The following is a 17,107-nucleotide window of genomic DNA, read 5'->3' on the forward strand; positions in this document are numbered from 1 at the left end:
AAGCATCCCCTTAAAGGAGTTTGATATTTAAATGTAAGCAAAAACAGTCCCTGTAACAATGGGATTATTACTGCCTTGCTATTCTCTTGATAATTCTTTTAGCAGCGGATAATCGCTTCCATAACCCAGAACTTCGCAATTTATTCACACTACTTTTGATTTGATGGTTGGCCGACAACAACTGCTCATAAAAATAGCACCGGGCCGCCCAGTTTTGCTCGGCCTCCCAATCTTTTCTGGTATATTCACAGTAAATGGTTTGGTAATCATCTATTAGGTTGGGGAGCATACATATAGCCCCGGCCACTTGACTACGCCTTTCCTCCCCTTCCCCCACTTTAAACTTAACAAATTCATCTTCCAATTTCTTGATCATAGACTTCTTGGAAAAGGCTCCAAGAATTTTTTGGCGACAATTATTGCTCATCAACTTATGTCGGTCCTTGTTCGAGAGAATTTCCCTTATAGCGTTGACATAAAGAATGACCTCATCTTTATTATAGGTTTTAGAATTAAAATCGGCCTCCTCATTCTGGCAAAGTGGAACAGTGATACCCACCGCCTTATCAATTAGTTCTCTCTGACCGCCCACATCGGAGCTGACTACCGGCACACCCATCGACAGCGATTCATAGGTGGTGAGTGCCAACCCCTCTTTTATGGAGCAGATTAAGGTCAGGTCGCTGTCTCTATAAAAACTAACCATATCCTGGCGCTGTCCAAAAAAGAAAACGGATCCAGTCACTCCATCTTTGTGGGCTTTTAATTTTAATTCATCTAATTCAGGTCCATCCCCAACCACAAAAAAGCGTATGTTTTCGATGTACAGGCATAACTCTTTTGCTATCTCGAGCATCAGAAATGGCCTTTTCTGAGGATGTATGCGGCAAGGAAATAAAACCACTGGATCATCAGCTGCTACACCTGCTTCAGTCCGTATTAACCCCCTGACCGCTTTGTCTGGACTGAATTCGTTTTCATCCACATTTATATAAACTACTTCAATATCCTCTGGCCGGCGGCCAAATTCATTGACCAGTACATTCTTAAGATGGTTTGAACATACATAAGTCCTATCCAGAACATCACCCATAGCTCCGGTAGTTCTCGCATAACCTCCGGCCCGCCAATACCATTCTTCCATGTGGACGTAATCTAAAATGGGTAGATTAGGAAATTCTTTTCTCAACCAGGGTACTAGATAGTAACCATAATAACTATTTGAAACAAAAATAACGTCAACATCCCTGGATTTGATAAAATAATGTATGAATGCGCTCCAATTCTTCATATGTAAAAAAGTGGTCAGGTCAAAAATGTCGGTAGCGTATTGTTCGAATTTCTGCCGCCAGGCTGAATCACCTGCCACTGTCGTTATAATCGAAACCTCAAACTTTTTTTTGTCAATACGGGAAACAACATCCAAGTTGAACGTGTCCGCACCGCCCATGGTCAACCAGGGTAAAATCATTAGCACCTTGCATTTTTCGTTACCTAATACAGGCTTACGGTTCCATTCCCATTTAAATGGTTTAGCAAAATGATTACGGTCTTGGCAGGGATATTCTATAGCCACAAGATTGTCATCAACATCCATTGCAACCTCGTTAATCAGTCTCATCGCGCTGGTATGTTTCTGATGGTCTTTATTAACTAGTCTGAATACCCCTGAATCCACTCTTCTATACCAAGAGCCATAATAGCCTAGATGAACGGGAATATAATTAGACCTTAAAAATTTAAGCCAAAGATGCCAATCCTCATAAGCATGCGTTTCAGATTCGTCGTAAAATCCGACCGATATTAAGGCAGCCTTCCTCATTGCTGCAACCTCAACCAAAAAATTTTCTTCTTTTAATTGTTTTGTGTTAAAAGGTTTCTTCCAGAGGTAATTTAAACTGCCAAATCCGATAGAATCAGCATAACACCAACCTGCCTGTTTGTTAGTCAACAGTGCAAAGTATGTACATTCAAGATATGTGGGGTCAATTAAGTCATCTGCATCTAATGAAATAATGATATCTGTCGAAGATTTGCTGATTGCATAATTCCTGGCGGATGATGGACCACCATTTTCCTTGTGATAAATTTTTACCCTACTGTCATGTTCTATCAAATTATCAAGCAGTTCAATATCATCTTGATTTGTAGATCCATCGTCTACGATTATCCACTCAAAATAGGGAAATGTCTGGTTAAATACGGAATTCGCAGTTTCCATCAGGTAGCGGCCTGCATTATAAAATGGGGTAACAATGGTTACCAGGGGAGTACCTTCGTTAATTAGGTTCCTTTTCAGTAAAATCCCACCCGGGCGAAGGTTGAAGTCAAATTCCATCTTAAGATTACTCCTTATATCCTCAAGTTTTCCTTCTATTCCTTAATTTTAGCTTGTAGTTCAGCAATTTTTCTTTCTTTTGTTTCAACGGTTTTCTGCCAATTCATGACCTGTTCCTCCAGCCATCTGTTCCCTGTAACCAGTTCTTCACTCCAGGATTTTAATTCTTTAATAATTTGTTCTTTTTCTGCTGCTGTTGCTTGCCAGCTTTTTACTTGGTGTTCCAGCCACTGCTTGGTTTCGGCTAAACTATGATTCCATTCTTTTAGCTCGATAATCTCTTTATCTTTTTGATCAACAGTTTCCATCCAACTTTTAACCTGGGACTTTAACCACTGCTCTCCTTTGGTTAATTCTCCAATCCATCTCTGCAATTCAATGACCATTTTCTCTTTTTCTTCAGAGGTTTGCTGCCAGCTAGCAACCTGGGATTCAAGCCATTTAACCGTATCCTTAGATTCCTTGTTACTCTTTTTCAGTTCAATTGTAGTGGAACTCAGCCACTTTAAACGTGACATTTCTGAGAACTCCAGTATGTCCTGCATCCCATTAGTCCTCAAGTTTTTATTCTCTGCTGTCAACCACAGCGCATATGTTGCCTGACTGGCCATATCCAGGACCTGGCTTGCCTCTTTTAAGCCAAAAGTAAGTGGCTCTTCAACATCTCCCAACCAATTTTCCCATGGGACCTCAAAAGCCCGGGTAGCCTCGTAAATAGCCTTTTTCCACCAAACTCTTGCTTCAAGTATGTGACCATCCGCAAGAGACAAAGTCCCCAACTGTAGAGCCGCGCTTACTGCTTTGGTTGCAAGCGTAGGTGAAAAGTATAAGTAATCCAGTTCGAGGCATCTTTTTAAGGTATCGGCTGCTTCGGTTCGGCGGCTACTTTTAAGATAAAGTTGGGCTAGCAGATATAAACATGAGATGGACCATCTAACTTGCATCGGCGTCACCGGTTTTAAGCTGGTATACTCATAAATTTTTTCTATTATCTCTTCTAGGTGCTCAGCTTGCGGGGTCGTGGTTTCCAGTATACGGTACCCCAGAATACAAAGGGCTGCACCCCGGTCGGCACTGTCAAAAGGAGCCTGGGCTAGTATTCTTTGACCAATAAGTTCTATTAACTCTCTGGATTGCGCCCGCCATCCTAATGACACCAGAGCGTGCTGGATCCACGGGTATTCATATACTTTCTCATAGTGGTGGGGATGGTTTTTAGGGTAATGTTCTCTCTGCCACAAGACCGTTTCAACATAAGGTTTCTCTCTGGTTACCGGATCCTTCATAGCTACAACAATATACCACTCAGCTTCACAACCGTCGGAGCTATCACTGTAAGCAAATAACCTCCTAGGTTGATCCGCTAGTTTGAGGCCGCCCCCGGCAGTCTGGCCATAGACCTGCTCCAAAAAGAAATATTTTTTTACTAGTTCTAGAATCTTGTCAAGATTAAATACATGCATGTGGTAAGGGTTGGGATCGCAACCATGTTCGTCTATCCACTCATTGGGCACAGATAAGATCATTCTCCCCCCAGGACGGAGGATTTCCAGTGCCCGCTTTAAGAACAGATCCGGCTCTTCTAGATGCTCAATTGTTTCCATGGAAATGATAAGGTCCACACTGTTATCGGTAAAACGTTCGAGCTTTTGAGCGTCACCTTCTTCAAAACTGAGTCCTTGCCGGCCGGGAAGATAATTAGCAGAGGCATACTCGAATGCTGAGGCCGATACATCCAAACCAATAACTTTTTGGGCATTCGAACCGTCCCATAAAACCGCTGAGCCGTACCCCATACCGCAAGCGACATCGAGTACGATATCGTGAGGGCGTATATACCGCAAGGCTGCTGTATAGCGGGCTATATGAGCATCAGCACGCCGGCCAGTTTCTCGTAGCATGTCCATATGAAGATCTCGTTCCTTAGCTAAATCTTGGAGAGAATACCTCTCTACTGCTGCCCCCGGCAGCTTTTCAAAGACCAATAATATGCTGCCTGTTTCATTTTCCAACTGCTCATAACCAACCTGCCTTAGGAGCAGGGTATGTTTACGAAAACCAGCTTGAAAAAACTGGCTCTCCCACCAATCCCTCTTTTCTACCGTCAGGTGCCAGCGGTTATCTCTGTCGTTCTGCGTAGAAACCGTACAGAATACAAAGCGCCGGGTGACACGGTATAATTCCAGTAGCGACTTGGCAATATCTTCCTTTTGCAGGTGCTCCAGCACATCTGTACACACCACTGTATCAAAGGAACAATCCGGCCAGGGGATGTTAAGAATAGAGCCGGATTTGAAATAATTTTCATTAATCCGCCTGCTGTAGCCTATAACGTAGTCAGAAATATCCATACCGTAAGCCTGGATACCTCTAACCGAGAGCTCTCGAACCAGCACACCCATCCCACAGCCAGCATCAAGCAGGGTTCCGGCCCCACACATCTTAATAATAACACCAGCCAGGTTTTCCACGTTATCATAAGAAGTCTGTCCATAACGACCCGGCTCTTTCCAATAACTGTTATAATCCGCTTGATAGTCCTTCATAAAACAAAACCTTTCTTTTCTAGCAAATTGTCTCTTTGCTCAGAAATAATTGCCTTCATCTGCAGGTCAAAGATACCTCCAAAAAAATATTCCTGCTGCCTCATGTTAACCTGAAAATGGGCAGCCTCGTCAATCCAATGCAGCATGCGCTGCTGGCGGTAGTACTGGTCGTCTTCCCTGCTGACAAAGGCCTGGACCTCATACAGGTCGGCCCCAAGGCAGCATATAAATTTGAAGTCGGCCACCAAAATGGTCCCGGCTGCCACATCTTCCGTCCAAAAAGGCTTACCCCCAGCTCTACCGCTCCAGATTGCAATATCTTGATTAAGTGATCCCCATGAGCATATTTTAATTCCAGTTTTGTTCCTGATTCTAAGACCAATATTCAAGTTGCTGCAGCTTTTAATGGTCTTGCACTTAATTCGGATTTTAACTTCGTCTCCGGGATAAAAAATACTGCATGTTTCTCCTGCGGCATCTGCTACTTTTATATCGAGTATCACCGCGTCCTTGTCTCCAAAGGCAAGGTCCTCATTTTCGAGGTTATTTAGACACACCTTATCGCTCCCGCTCATTTCAACCGCTACGTTGTTCTCTTGAACTGTGGTAGGCGTACCCAAAAGCCGCTGGTAATAAGCGGACTCTTCCTTATGCATGCGGCGGCGGTATTCCAGAACTACCTCGGCCGAAGGTCCTTCTTTAACAATTTGACCACCTTCCAGCAATATCGCCCTGGAAGTAAGCGTGCGAACCAACTCTATATCATGAGTGACAAAAAGAAGGGTGGTTCCTTTTTCAGCCAGGGTCTTCATCCTTGAGAAGCAGCGTTTTTGGAAGAGTATATCACCAACCGCCAGCGCCTCATCAATGATCAATATTTCCGGGTCAACGCAGGCTTGCACGGCAAAGGCCAGCCGTACAATCATCCCGCTGGAATAAGTCTTCACAGGTTGGTCGATGAAATCACCTATATCAGCAAAAGCCTGAATTTCTTCAAAACGCTCTTCCATCTCTCTGTGAGAAATCCCCAGGATGTTTCCGTTAATAAAGACATTCTCTCGGCCGGTATACTCAGGATCGAACCCGCTGCCAAGCTCAAGCAGGGCAGCAACCCGGCCATGTACGGAGATACTGCCTGTAGTGGGTGTAAGAATCCCTGCGATAATTTGGAGCAAGGTGCTTTTGCCGCTACCGTTCCTGCCAATAATACCGACTGTTTCGCCCTTGTTGACTTCAAAGGAAATATTCTGTAGTGCCCAGAATTCACGGTAGTACTTTTTGTACCCTCTGAGGATCATTTGCTTCAACCTGTCTTTGGAATTATCATAAATTTGGTAGCTTTTGCTGATGTTATCAACTACAATAGCCTGTTTAAAGGACATCGGCAAACCCCTTTCTTGTCTTCATAAACCACCAGTATCCCAGTTGTAAAATTAACAACGAAGCTGCCAGGTAGATACACCAAATGCGCCAGTCCGGCTGTAGTCCCCAAACTACCACCCTGCGGGCATCTTCGACAAATCCGGTTAGCGGGTTGGCATAAAGATATGGCTTCAGTTCCACCGGCACAGCGGAAATCGGATAAAAGATAGGGGTTAAAAAATACAAGGCCTGCACAATAATACTTACAGAATGCTCGAGGTCACGTAGAAAAACGCCGAGGGAAGACAAAATGTAGGACAAGCCTAATGAGGAGAATATAAGTGGGATAATTACAATCGGTAAATAAATTACAGTAACTGGAACTTCATGAAAAAAAATCATCTGCCCTGCAAGTAGAATGCATACGCCAACCAAAAAATTGATCAATGCCCCAATTAAAAGGCTAACCGGTAGAATTTGTAGGGGGAAAACCACTTTTTTAACGTAATTTGAGTTAATGACGATCAATCCAGATGACCTTGTTATGCATTCGCTAAAAATACCAAAGATGAGCATTCCGCAAAAGAGAGTAATGGCAAATTCCTGTTTACTGTCGGTTACGGCAAAGTCCCATTTTGCTTTAAATATAACACTAAATACAAAGGTATAAATGCCCAGCATTAAAAGAGGTGTAATAAAAGACCAGAAAAATCCCAGGTATGAGCCTTTGTATTTGTTGATTAATTCACGCCGCGTAAACTGCCATAATAGCTCTCGGTTACTAATAACAACTTTTAGTAAGTGTAATGGATTGAAGTAAGTCTCCCTAAGCATTAGAATAACCTCATTTATGTTTAATTATCAATCACAGAATAAAATCTTGTCGATTGCTTCGCGCACGGCCCCATAACCGCCATTTGATACAAGCTGGCAGGTTACGACTTCTTTCAGTTTATTATTGGCATCACCGACCGCAAAAGATAAACCAACCCGGGTACATACTTCAATATCGTTAACATCGTCCCCTATATAGGCGATACTCCTAAAATCAATAGCCCTTTCCGCAGAGTACTTGCGGAGAAAAGCCAACTTGTCGTGTATCGGCTGGTACAACCTTACACCTAATTCATCAGCTCGTATCTTACTTACGGGGGAGGCACGGCCGGAAAGCCATATCACCTTGATGCCGGCACGTATAGCCAGCTCAATTCCCATACCATCCCTGACATTAAAAGCCTTGGCTTCTGTACCGTCGCTGCGCAGAATCACACGCCCATCGGTTAAGGTGCCATCAACATCAATGACTACCAGCCGGATCTGTGACACCAGGCTTTTGTTCATATTAATAACACCTTCTTGCATGCCTCCAGTAACTCTTCGGGAGTGTCTATACCAAAACTCTCGAAACTAGTCCTCATTATGCGGACAGGTATGCCATTTTCCAACCAACGCAACTGTTCAAGCTTTTCATGCCGTTCCAGCAGCCCTTCGCCTAATAAAGAATACCTGGCCAGAGATATATTGTTGTAAATATAAAGACCGAGATGTTTTAATACAACGCCAGGCTGATACCCTTCCCTAAAATAAGGTAGTGGACTGCGTGAAAAATACAGCGCTACACCGTCTGCCGTCGTAACGGCTTTAACCACATTAGGGTTCAACCAGTCCTCTTTGGTACACCGTGTTGACGCAACCGTGCCAACCTGCAGATCTGCATACGACGACCAGATCCAGTCGACTACCTGGTTTAACAACCCTACCGGTATAAATGGCTCGTCTCCCTGAATGTTTATGTAGAAGTCATATGAAAACCGTTCTGCAATTTCTGTACAGCGACATGTACCGGAGAGATGTGTAGAGTCGGTCATCTCTACACGCCCTTGAAACTTCCCGCAGTGCACTGCTATCTCCCGGGAATCAGTAGCAATAATAACCTCATCAATCTTTGATTGGATCGCCTGTTCCCAAACCCTCTGGATCATACTCTTGCCACCTATATCAGCCAGGGCTTTACGTGGAAGACGGCTTGAATTTAAACGTACTGGTATAATACCTAAAATAGAGGGCTTCACGATTTTATCCCTGCCTCTAACAATTGATGCATATGGATACTTCCGGTTAATTCCCCGACTTCATTCAGCACCGGCAGAATGGTTACTTTCCGCTGTTCCATTTGCTGCAGGGCGTTTATGGCCAGGCTTGTATCTATAATTGACAAAGGGTTCCTGGTCATGACATCTTCAACGGTTAAATCCCAAATGTCACGATACCTAACCGCTAACCGTCTGACATCCCCATCCGTTAGAATACCAACTAGCTTTCCCTGCGGTACGCCACCAGATAAAACGAAAACGGCTCCCTGCCCTTTTTCAGACATTATAAACAAAGCATTACTTACTTTTTCACTTATACTGACAAGCGGGACAGCTTCTCCTGTTTTCATCAGGTCACGCACCTTGAACAGCAACCTGCGACCAAGAGCTCCGCAGGGGTGAAAGCGAGCAAATTCTCTGAATCCAAAATGCCGTGTGACTGCGCAAGCCAAGGCTATAGCATCGCCCAGAGCCATCATAGCAACTGATGACACGGTGGGAGCAGGCCCAACATTATTAGTGCCACTCCCAACTGGTGGCATTAAAATGACGGTGTCAGCCAACCCTGCCAGACGGGAATCTGCACTGAAAGTGATCAGAAGTACCGGAACCTCCAGGTCACGGACAGCGGGAATAATAGTAATAATTTCGTCGGACTCACCACTTTCGGATAGAACAAGCAAAATGTCCCGGCCAGTAACCATACCCAGGTCGCCGTGGCCTGCTTCAGCCGGGTGAAGATAAAAGCTAGGGGTTCCCGTGCTGGCCAGCGTTGCGGCTAGTTTTCTGGCAATAAGGCCTGATTTTCCAATTCCCGTAAGTGCGACGTGGCCGCGGCAGGCAAGAATCATCTTTACAGCTTCGTTTACCTGTTGCGGTACATTATCCGAGCATTTAAGCAGGTATTCACCGGCCAAGCGGATATGTCTGCCAATCTGTTCCCTGTAGTCTTCGTTTGTTTCTATCTTTTGCTTAATCGTCACTTGTGATTGCTCTCCTTATTCTAGTGACCTTTTGAAGCAGGTTATCTAACCGGCCCAACGGGAGCATATTATCACCGTCACACAAGGCTTGCTCCGGACATGGATGAGTCTCCACAAAAACGCCGTCAACACCCCAGGCAGCAGTAGCTCTAACGAAGGCCTCGACATATTTACTTTCCCCCCCGGAATACGCACCATGTAAACCGGGCAACTGTACACTGTGGCTGGCATCGAAAATAACTTTGTCTGCCCACTCCTTCAAGATCGTAAGCGAACGAAAATCAACCACCAGGTTGTTGTAGCCGAACATACTACCACGCTCAGTAACCCATACTTCTGCTGCACCGGACTGCTTGGCCTTGCTGATGGCATTCTTCATATCCCAAGGGGCCATAAACTGACCTTTTTTTATATTGACTATTTTTCCTACAGCGCCCGCCCCAACCAGCAAGTCGGTTTGTCGGCATAAAAGGGCAGGAATCTGTATAACATCCACAACCTGGGCTACAAACTCGACCTGATTAGCTTCATGGACATCTGTGGTCAACATTACACCCAACTCATTTTTAACCTTTGCCAACTCATGTAACCCAGCTTCCAGGCCCGGCCCTCGATAACTGTCAAGGCTTGACCTGTTGGCCTTGTCAAAAGAAGCTTTAAAAATGAAAGCAAAACCATTTTTCTGCGCCGCCGCTGCGATTTCCTTTGCAACTGCTACTAAATCGGTGTCCCCAATTACGCACGGTCCCGCTATTAATACAGGGTTCAGCATCTTTTCCACCAACCCATTTTTATATAATTACCTGATGCTGTAAGCATTTGCTCTGATTTCATAACTTTAAGATCCTCTGGGCTATTTTCTTGGCAAACAACGTAATTTTACCATGCTCTGTTTCTGTCTGAAGTGCCATTCTTAGAAACTCCTTACCAATATTTAATCTGGCAGACTTGGAGGGATTGTTAAGAATCTCGTTAATCTTTTCAACCATCTGGTCCAGCCTGAATAATGACTCAACACGAAACCTGCAGTTATCTTTGAAGGTTTCTATTTCCTCCGGATTATCCAAAAGCCTGGCCAGGATTTCAACATAACTGTCCAGTTCGCACGAGTTTTGCGGTATCAAAAACCCACATTCCGGTGTAACTAATTCTTTCTGCCCCCCCACTGCAGCCCCGACTGGAACTGTTCTGGTAGCCATTGCTTCATAGAGAGCAAGAGAAATCCCTTCCATGTGCGAAGGCATAAAAAAGATATCAGCAACCTGGTAAAAATTAAGCATATCTTCAGCCGGTACCTCACCAATAAAACGAACCAGGCCGTTCAGTCTTCTGTGCCTTGCAAGCCTTTTTAGTCTGGGAAGTAGCGGCCCGTCACCTACTATTAAGAATACAAAAGAAACTTTCGTCTTCGCCTGCAACATGCTTATTATCTTAAGAGCCAGTTCAGGTCTTTTTTGGGGCACCATCCTGCCCGCTAACAATATCACTACCTGGCTATCCGTTATATTCATGTTCTTTCTCATTGTTGTGCGGAGGTTTCTGTCTTCTCGCCAGAAATCAGTGTCCACATTAATATAACAGACCTCTATATGTTCCGGAACAGCGCCTCTTAACTGCATCCAATTTTTCAAGTGGTTACTGGCAACAATATTTTTTCCTAAATAATTGTCAATTGCCGCTGCCATACGAGGATGGCCCCCACAGCGCCAGTAATCCTCTTCCATGTGGCTGTACGCAAAAAAATCTACATCCGGAAGGTTTTCTTTCAACCAGGGTACTGCCTGAAACCCCAGGTAACTGTTGGAAATCAAGACTTTATTGATCTTACGTGAATTAATGATATATCTAATCATTGATGGGTAATCGGTGATGTCCTGTGATATATTGGCCAGGTTGAAAATATCGGGAGTAATCCTGGCAAACTCCGGCAACCAAGCATGCTTCGAGGGCAGTGTTGTGATAAACGTGATTCGGTAACCATACTTCTCGCCCAATACCCTGGCTAAGTCAAGGTTGAATTTATCCGCCCCCCCCATACTAAACCAGGGAATAATTAACAAAAGGTTCTTTTGATCGGGCATACTACTTTCCAAGTTGTTACCGGTTGTAAGCAATTGCCGGAAATCATCATATGGGTCTTTTAACCCTCCAGTTAGCGACCTATGTTTATGTCTAATTATGGGAGGGTATTTCCAGAGAATTTCAAGGTGGTAAATCAACCTCCTTAACAGTGTCAAACGGTTGACACGACTTTTAGCATGTCTGCGATACCATATTAAAAATTCAGGGATAGTATAGCCCATGCAGCCCTGTCTAAATAAACGCAACCACAATTCCCAATCCTCGTGGATGCTGTTTTCCGGATACCCCCCTGCTTCCAGCAACTCATTTTTACGGATAAGTGCCGTACAGACAGTCCGGTTACGAAAATAAAAGGGTGCGATTTTTTCAAAACCCCTGCGCCAGAGATAGCATTGATGGCCAAAGCCAACTATCCAGGAATTAACGAAAGTACATTCTGGATGAAGTTCAAGCACTAGTACGCACTTTTCAATAAATGTCGGTTCAATCAAATCATCTGCATCAAGGATAAGTATGTATCGGCCTTTGGCTTCCCTCACCGCAATATTACGGGCGGCTGCAGGGCCTTTCGTTTCCGTACACCACAGAAGGCGGACACGCGGCTCAGACTCGCCAAGGTGCTCAATAATCTGTCGATGGGCCCCGTCCGAGGCATCGTCGACAATTAACCATTCCCAAGCGCCAAAGCTTTGACTCAAAATAGATTGATACGTCTGCCCAATATATTCCCCGTGGTCCTTATAAGCTGTAATAATTGTTACGACCGGGATGGTAAGTGGTTCATCAAATTTATGTCTATACCATGATGAATTCAAGGGGAGATCAGCGTAATTGGGGTAACGTTCACTTATCCTCATAGACATGTCTCCTTAGAAGCTGCACAACAAAGTTATAACTTCTTCATAATCTGACAAAACTCCTTTTTACTTGTATGTATATATTAATAGCCTAACTATATCTGGAAAATACTTTTATAAAAACTAAAAACTGGTGTTACAAAGTCCCTTTTGGAGACATATTATTAAGACTCAAGGTTCATCTAAGTAAATAAGCCAAAAATAAATAACTGTTTCCAGATGGTTTAGCATTATTTGAGCCAATTAAAGAGTTTTTTTATTTTATATATAAGCAATTTAAGCGACAGTACCCGCCCCGCTGTTAAAAAGAATAAGGCATGATACTTGCCGCTTAAATCGCAAGGCAAATAAATTGATGGATTACTGAAGACCTAATCATGACTGCTACTTTCTATGCTCCAAGAAACGAATATATATGCTCATCAACATTTGGACACACATTTCAAGAATGTTCTTAGTTTAATTAAGTAGAAGTCCAAAGTCACAATCATCTTTTTTAAGCCTTCTCAAAATCCCCCTTGCCCGCCCCGCAAACCGGGCAGACCCAGTCTTCCGGCAGGTCTGCAAAGGCCGTTCCCGGCGCTATGCCGCCGTCCGGATCGCCAAGTTCCGGGTCGTAGGTGTAGCCGCAGACGGAACAGACGTATTTCTCCGATACACGCTTTGGTTCCTTTAGCGCACTATAAGTAGGGGCGGTTTTGGGGACACTCCCTCTTTTGATTTCATGGTAGTAGGCATAGGTCATCGGGGTACCTTCTTGTAAGACCTCCGCACCTATCACCTTGCCGATAAAGATGGTGTGGGTTCCGGCGTCAACTTCCTGCAGTACTTCCGCTTCCATGTAGGACAAGGTGTAATCCGTCACATAGGGGACACCGTTTGGAGTCAGTTTGTAATTGATCCCTTCAAACTTGTCCACATCCCGTCCGGATTTAAAGCCAAACTGGCCGATCAGGGACAAAGGCGCGTCCTGCCCGACGACTGAGACTGCAAATGTCCTGCTGTCCTTGATATACTCATGGGTCAGGTTATTTTTGTTGATACTGACGGTAATGGTGATCGGATCATAGGCTATCTGAATGGCTGTATTAGCAATCTGACCATTGATCCGGTCACCTTTTTTCGAGGTGATCACATGCACACCGTAGGTTAATTTAAATAGAGCTTTTTCATTCATTCGACATAACTCCTTTGCAATAAATTTTTCTTTAATTACAGCAATTACAGCATTGCACCGAGCTTTCTACCTGCTTCCCGGACTGCTTCGAGTTCGCTTTCATCCGGGTTGTACACAATATTAATAAGCTCTTCAGGCGTTTCCCAGCCCATTTCTTTGATTACCGCCGCTACTTCCTTGGCTCCCTGACCGCCCCAGCCGTAGGAGCCGAAGGCAAAGCCCAGTTTTCTCCTGGGTCTCAAGCCTTTCAGGTAGGTCATAAAAGCGCCGACTGAAGGCAGCATGCCGTTGTTCAACGTGGGTGAGCCGATGAACACAGCACGGGAATGCAGCACGTCGGGGACAATCTGGGAGATGTGGTTGGTCTGCAGGCAGCGCACTGAGACAGGTACCCCGGCGCTCTCCAGGCCGTCCTGCAAAGCAAGCGCCATTTTCTGCGTGGAACCCCACATGGTGTCATACACAATCAGGGCCCTGCGCGGCGCTTCGTTGTTGGCCCACCGGCGATAAGCCGGTAGCAGCTGCGGGATGTAGCTGCGCCAGATCACCCCGTGGCTGGGAGCGATCATCTCCAGCGGCAGCTGGCCCACGATGTCCAGGGCCTTGTTCACCTGGTCGCCGTAGGGATAGACAATATTGGCGTAATAACTGCCGGCTTCTTCAATAGCAATGTCCCAACCGATTTCATCGTCAAAACGCGCGGCGCTGGCGATGTGCTGGCCAAAGGCGTCGTTCGGCAACAAAACCTTCTCTTCAGGGATATAGGTGACCATGTTGTCAGGCCAGTGCACCATTGGCGTATGCACGAACTTCAAGGTGCGCTTCCCGATTGTTAGTTCGTCGCCGGAGTTGACCAGGATACAATCCAACTCCTTTTTGTAATAGCGCTCAAGCCCTTTTTTGGCCCTGGGTGAGGTCACAATTTGAAGCTGGGGCATCGCCTCCAACACTTTCAGAAAACTTCCGGAGTGATCCGGTTCAATATGGTTCACCACAAGATAATCTATGCGGGAAGGGTCTACAACATCCTTAATCCGGGCGAGCAGTTCCTCAGCCTTGTAATGCTTGACCATATCGACCAGCACAGTCTTCTCATCTTCAATGAGGTAGGCGTTGTAGGTTGACCCCCGTGGCGTAATATAGCCGTGAAAATAGCGCAAGTCCCAGTCTATCGCGCCAACCCAGTAGATTCCGTTTTTTAATTCAACCGATTTCATGATGACCTCCTGCTGTAAAGTATCTTTCCCTACCTTAATGTTTCCCGCCGTTAAAACATTGAGTCACAGGCTTCCCTGGAACATTAACTATTTCTCCTGGTTAAAAAATGCATATCGATAACCTTCTGTTTAAAATATACCAAGAAAATTAATTGGCCCTTACAAAAAGATTAAGAAACTATTAAAATGCCCTTCATCTATAAAATGAATCCTGCACAGCGGCTATCGAAAAATGCGCAAAGAGATAAAAACCAGGCAAGCAGGGAGCCGGAGAAAAATGACGTATAGGGGACATATTTGTCCCCTATACGTGTAAAATAACCAATTTTTTCAAGTTAAATTTGCAAATGAATTTGTACCTGCAATTTTAGAAGCTGACCTCTTTTGAGGAAACCCGGTCAAACCAATGTGGCTCGTCAGCAATGGTCCGGTAGATTTCTTGCCAGGAATAGGTACGATAAATCAGCCCCGGCAGGACACCCTGATTGTAAGGGGCATCCATCAGAAGCACAGGAACTCCAGCCGCGCTTACTTCTACGCTGATTTTGAGCGTGTCCTCAATCAGTACGTTCAGGTCGCTGGTAAGGCAGGCCTCTCTTTTATCATGGCTGCCCAGGAGCAGGATCTCATCGTAGGGCAGGCTGTTCTTATGCAACCAATCTCTGGTTTCCCTGCCGTATTTTTCATCCCTGGCGGAAACAATAAAAATATCGTGGCTTTTCTTGATCTGGTTGAGGTAATATGACGCCCCGGGAAGCGGCGGGGGCGAAGTCATTAAAAACCTGCCCCGGTCATGTAGAAAGCCGAGCAGCTCTTCCCCGGTAATCCCGTAGGTCCGGCATACGTCCTGCAATTGTATTTGTTGCAGGCTTTTATTCTGTTTAAAATAATCGTTAAGCTCTTTAACCCATAGGGGCAGACTGTCTGCCAGAACCCCGTCTATATCAACGCCAACCCTCATCTGGTCCCCCCACCTGTTGATAAAATTTCTTTCATCAGTATATTCTCCTGCCCCGCTGAGATTTCCTGCCTTTGTTCAACAGGCATCCAGATAAACACAGAGTAGTTTTCCATGCCGCTATTGCGGGCACAGGCAGAGGATCAAAGCTTAGCAATGTGGGTGCGATTTCAATGGCACACGGCGCACCAACACCAAACTTGGGCATCTAAACTTTTGTGCGAATGAATTCGCACCTGCATTGGCTGGATAGTCGACAGCTAATCAGTAAGTAAACGCGACGGTCCCGATGATACCGCTCAAAGGCCTGGACCACAGCCATTTATTTGTTACATAGGTTGCGAAGAAATAAACTGCTCCATTGGTAGGATCCCAACCATTGAGGGCGGCTTTGGCCGCCCGAACTGAATCGGGAGTAGCCGGCCTTTCGATCCAGCCGTTCATCACCGGCTCGAACTGGTAGGTACCGGAATCGTACTGATAAATTACATCATATATTGATTTGGGAAAATTGGCGTCCCTGGTACGGTTCAAGACAACCGCTCCAACTGCCAGCTTACCGACATAAGGCTCAGCATCAGCCTCCGCGGTAATCAACCGTGCCAGCAGGTCAACTTCCCAGGCCGAAGCCCTCGTAGTCAGACCGCCCCTGCTGACTTCACTGCTTCCCCCGTAGGAAGAGGGTATATACAAGTCCATACCCTGGTAGAGATAGTCGCTTTCCAGCCCGTTGGCCGACATGATTTCCTGGTAATTCACGCCAAACTTTGAGCCAATCTGGTAAAGAGTGTCACCCGACCGGACTATGTATGACTGGCCGCTCTCTGGAATATCGAGTTTCTGGCCTACTTCAATTAACGTACCTGTAATTCCATTGGCTTGAGCCAGGGCATCAACAGAGACTCCGTAGTTGCGGCTGATAATGTAGAGACTTTCCCCCTTGGTAACGGTATGGCTGGCGGCAAAAGCCGCAGTGGGAAGAATGAGGGCTCCGATTAAAATAAAAAAGCCCATGAGCACACGGGTAACATTTGACATATGTGTCCCTCCTTAAGCCTCCGGGGTTAGTTTACGGGTTTGGGTTTAGAGGGTACCCTACCAATTCGGTCGTCGGCAGTCGGAGGTCGGAAGCCGGATCGCTTGTGGAATTTGCTAAAGCGAATTCCTTCAAATATTGACTTTTTGACTGCCGGCTGCTAACTACCTTTATGGATTCACCCATTTAAATAAGTCCCCCGTACCCCGCTATACGGGGATTCGGCGTTTTTTCAATTATACCCGCCATCACACCTGCTTGACCATGAACAAAATTTAGCAATTTGCCCACAGCTCCAACCACATTCCCAAAAAAATAACCCCCATTAAGGCAATGTCATTAAGATAAGCAAAGAGTCGGCAAGGCAAAAGAGCATCATGAGGGCAGAAGAGCTTATCAGGATGCTCTTTTCTCTTAGGGAAGCTGAAAAATGCATGCAAATGAAGCAGATCGTGAAA

At 45.3% G+C, this 17,107-nt stretch carries 14 protein-coding genes and 1 riboswitch; all 14 genes read right to left on the bottom strand.

All coding sequences use genetic code 11. From position 1 onward, the window contains the following. Window positions 1-67: 67 nt before the first annotated feature. Window positions 68-2,338: a glycosyltransferase gene (locus tag Psfp_RS07915; RefSeq protein WP_134218006.1), complete on the bottom strand. Its 2,271-nt coding sequence runs from the start codon at window positions 2,336-2,338 to the stop codon at window positions 68-70. Between the two features lie 35 nt (window positions 2,339-2,373). Next, on the bottom strand, window positions 2,374-4,884 hold the full coding sequence (locus Psfp_RS07920; RefSeq protein ID WP_134218007.1) for a methyltransferase domain-containing protein: 2,511 nt from the start codon (window positions 4,882-4,884) through the stop codon (window positions 2,374-2,376). Then, window positions 4,881-6,266, bottom strand: a complete 1,386-nt coding sequence (locus tag Psfp_RS07925) for an ABC transporter ATP-binding protein (protein WP_134218008.1) — start codon at window positions 6,264-6,266, stop codon at window positions 4,881-4,883. Before Psfp_RS07925 ends, Psfp_RS07920 begins: the two co-directional genes overlap by 4 nt. Continuing rightward, window positions 6,256-7,080, bottom strand: coding sequence for an ABC transporter permease (locus tag Psfp_RS07930; RefSeq protein WP_134218009.1), 825 nt, complete (start codon window positions 7,078-7,080; stop codon window positions 6,256-6,258). Before Psfp_RS07930 ends, Psfp_RS07925 begins: the two co-directional genes overlap by 11 nt. Window positions 7,081-7,107: 27 nt before the next feature. After that, on the bottom strand, window positions 7,108-7,587 hold the full coding sequence (locus tag Psfp_RS07935) for an HAD hydrolase family protein (protein ID WP_192895317.1): 480 nt from the start codon (window positions 7,585-7,587) through the stop codon (window positions 7,108-7,110). Beyond that, on the bottom strand, window positions 7,584-8,318 hold the full coding sequence (gene kdsB / locus Psfp_RS07940) for a 3-deoxy-manno-octulosonate cytidylyltransferase (RefSeq protein WP_192895318.1): 735 nt from the start codon (window positions 8,316-8,318) through the stop codon (window positions 7,584-7,586). Before kdsB ends, Psfp_RS07935 begins: the two co-directional genes overlap by 4 nt. Beyond that, on the bottom strand, window positions 8,315-9,322 hold the full coding sequence (locus Psfp_RS07945) for a KpsF/GutQ family sugar-phosphate isomerase (RefSeq protein ID WP_134218012.1): 1,008 nt from the start codon (window positions 9,320-9,322) through the stop codon (window positions 8,315-8,317). The genes kdsB and Psfp_RS07945 overlap by 4 nt, the downstream gene beginning before the upstream one ends. Beyond that, a complete protein-coding gene (kdsA, locus tag Psfp_RS07950; protein ID WP_134218013.1) occupies window positions 9,312-10,094 on the bottom strand; it encodes a 3-deoxy-8-phosphooctulonate synthase in 783 nt (260 codons plus the stop codon). The genes Psfp_RS07945 and kdsA overlap by 11 nt, the downstream gene beginning before the upstream one ends. Window positions 10,095-10,152: 58 nt before the next feature. Continuing rightward, complete coding sequence (locus tag Psfp_RS07955) at window positions 10,153-12,261, bottom strand: glycosyltransferase (protein WP_192895319.1); 2,109 nt, start codon at window positions 12,259-12,261, stop codon at window positions 10,153-10,155. Window positions 12,262-12,757: 496 nt separating this feature from the next. Then, entirely contained in the window at window positions 12,758-13,438 is a 681-nt protein-coding gene (rd, locus tag Psfp_RS07960; RefSeq protein WP_134218015.1) for a rubredoxin, read from the bottom strand. Between the two features lie 44 nt (window positions 13,439-13,482). Next, window positions 13,483-14,655 (bottom strand): FprA family A-type flavoprotein, encoded by a 1,173-nt coding sequence (locus Psfp_RS07965; protein WP_134218016.1) that lies wholly within the window; start codon window positions 14,653-14,655, stop codon window positions 13,483-13,485. Between the two features lie 367 nt (window positions 14,656-15,022). After that, window positions 15,023-15,616 (bottom strand): hypothetical protein, encoded by a 594-nt coding sequence (locus Psfp_RS07970; protein WP_134218017.1) that lies wholly within the window; start codon window positions 15,614-15,616, stop codon window positions 15,023-15,025. Between the two features lie 261 nt (window positions 15,617-15,877). Further along, window positions 15,878-16,651 carry a LysM peptidoglycan-binding domain-containing protein gene (locus tag Psfp_RS07975; RefSeq protein ID WP_134218018.1) on the bottom strand — a complete coding sequence of 258 codons (774 nt, stop codon included), beginning with the start codon at window positions 16,649-16,651 and terminating at the stop codon, window positions 15,878-15,880. A 1-nt stretch (window position 16,652) separates the two neighbouring features. Then, a riboswitch (cyclic di-AMP (ydaO/yuaA leader) is annotated at window positions 16,653-16,886 on the bottom strand. A gap of 38 nt (window positions 16,887-16,924) precedes the next feature. After that, window positions 16,925-17,107: hypothetical protein (locus tag Psfp_RS22015; RefSeq protein WP_205079501.1), on the bottom strand; the 183-nt coding region annotated here is incomplete at its 5' end.

This window comes from Pelotomaculum sp. FP, assembly GCF_004369245.1.
GTDB classification, from domain to species: Bacteria; Bacillota; Desulfotomaculia; order Desulfotomaculales; family Pelotomaculaceae; genus Pelotomaculum_C; species Pelotomaculum_C schinkii.

Bases quoted from the DNA above. Each gene is read 5' to 3' on its own strand.
- Psfp_RS07915 (WP_134218006.1), bottom strand. From the start codon at position 2,338: ATGGAATTTGACTTCAACCTTCGCCCGGGTGGGATTTTACTGAAAAGG.
- Psfp_RS07920 (WP_134218007.1), bottom strand. From the start codon at position 4,884: ATGAAGGACTATCAAGCGGATTATAACAGTTATTGGAAAGAGCCGGGT.
- Psfp_RS07925 (WP_134218008.1), bottom strand. From the start codon at position 6,266: ATGTCCTTTAAACAGGCTATTGTAGTTGATAACATCAGCAAAAGCTAC.
- Psfp_RS07930 (WP_134218009.1), bottom strand. From the start codon at position 7,080: ATGCTTAGGGAGACTTACTTCAATCCATTACACTTACTAAAAGTTGTT.
- Psfp_RS07935 (WP_192895317.1), bottom strand. From the start codon at position 7,587: ATGAACAAAAGCCTGGTGTCACAGATCCGGCTGGTAGTCATTGATGTT.
- kdsA (WP_134218013.1), bottom strand. From the start codon at position 10,094: ATGCTGAACCCTGTATTAATAGCGGGACCGTGCGTAATTGGGGACACC.
- Psfp_RS07955 (WP_192895319.1), bottom strand. From the start codon at position 12,261: ATGAGGATAAGTGAACGTTACCCCAATTACGCTGATCTCCCCTTGAAT.
- rd (WP_134218015.1), bottom strand. From the start codon at position 13,438: ATGAATGAAAAAGCTCTATTTAAATTAACCTACGGTGTGCATGTGATC.
- Psfp_RS07965 (WP_134218016.1), bottom strand. From the start codon at position 14,655: ATGAAATCGGTTGAATTAAAAAACGGAATCTACTGGGTTGGCGCGATA.
- Psfp_RS07970 (WP_134218017.1), bottom strand. From the start codon at position 15,616: ATGAGGGTTGGCGTTGATATAGACGGGGTTCTGGCAGACAGTCTGCCC.
- Psfp_RS07975 (WP_134218018.1), bottom strand. From the start codon at position 16,651: ATGTCAAATGTTACCCGTGTGCTCATGGGCTTTTTTATTTTAATCGGA.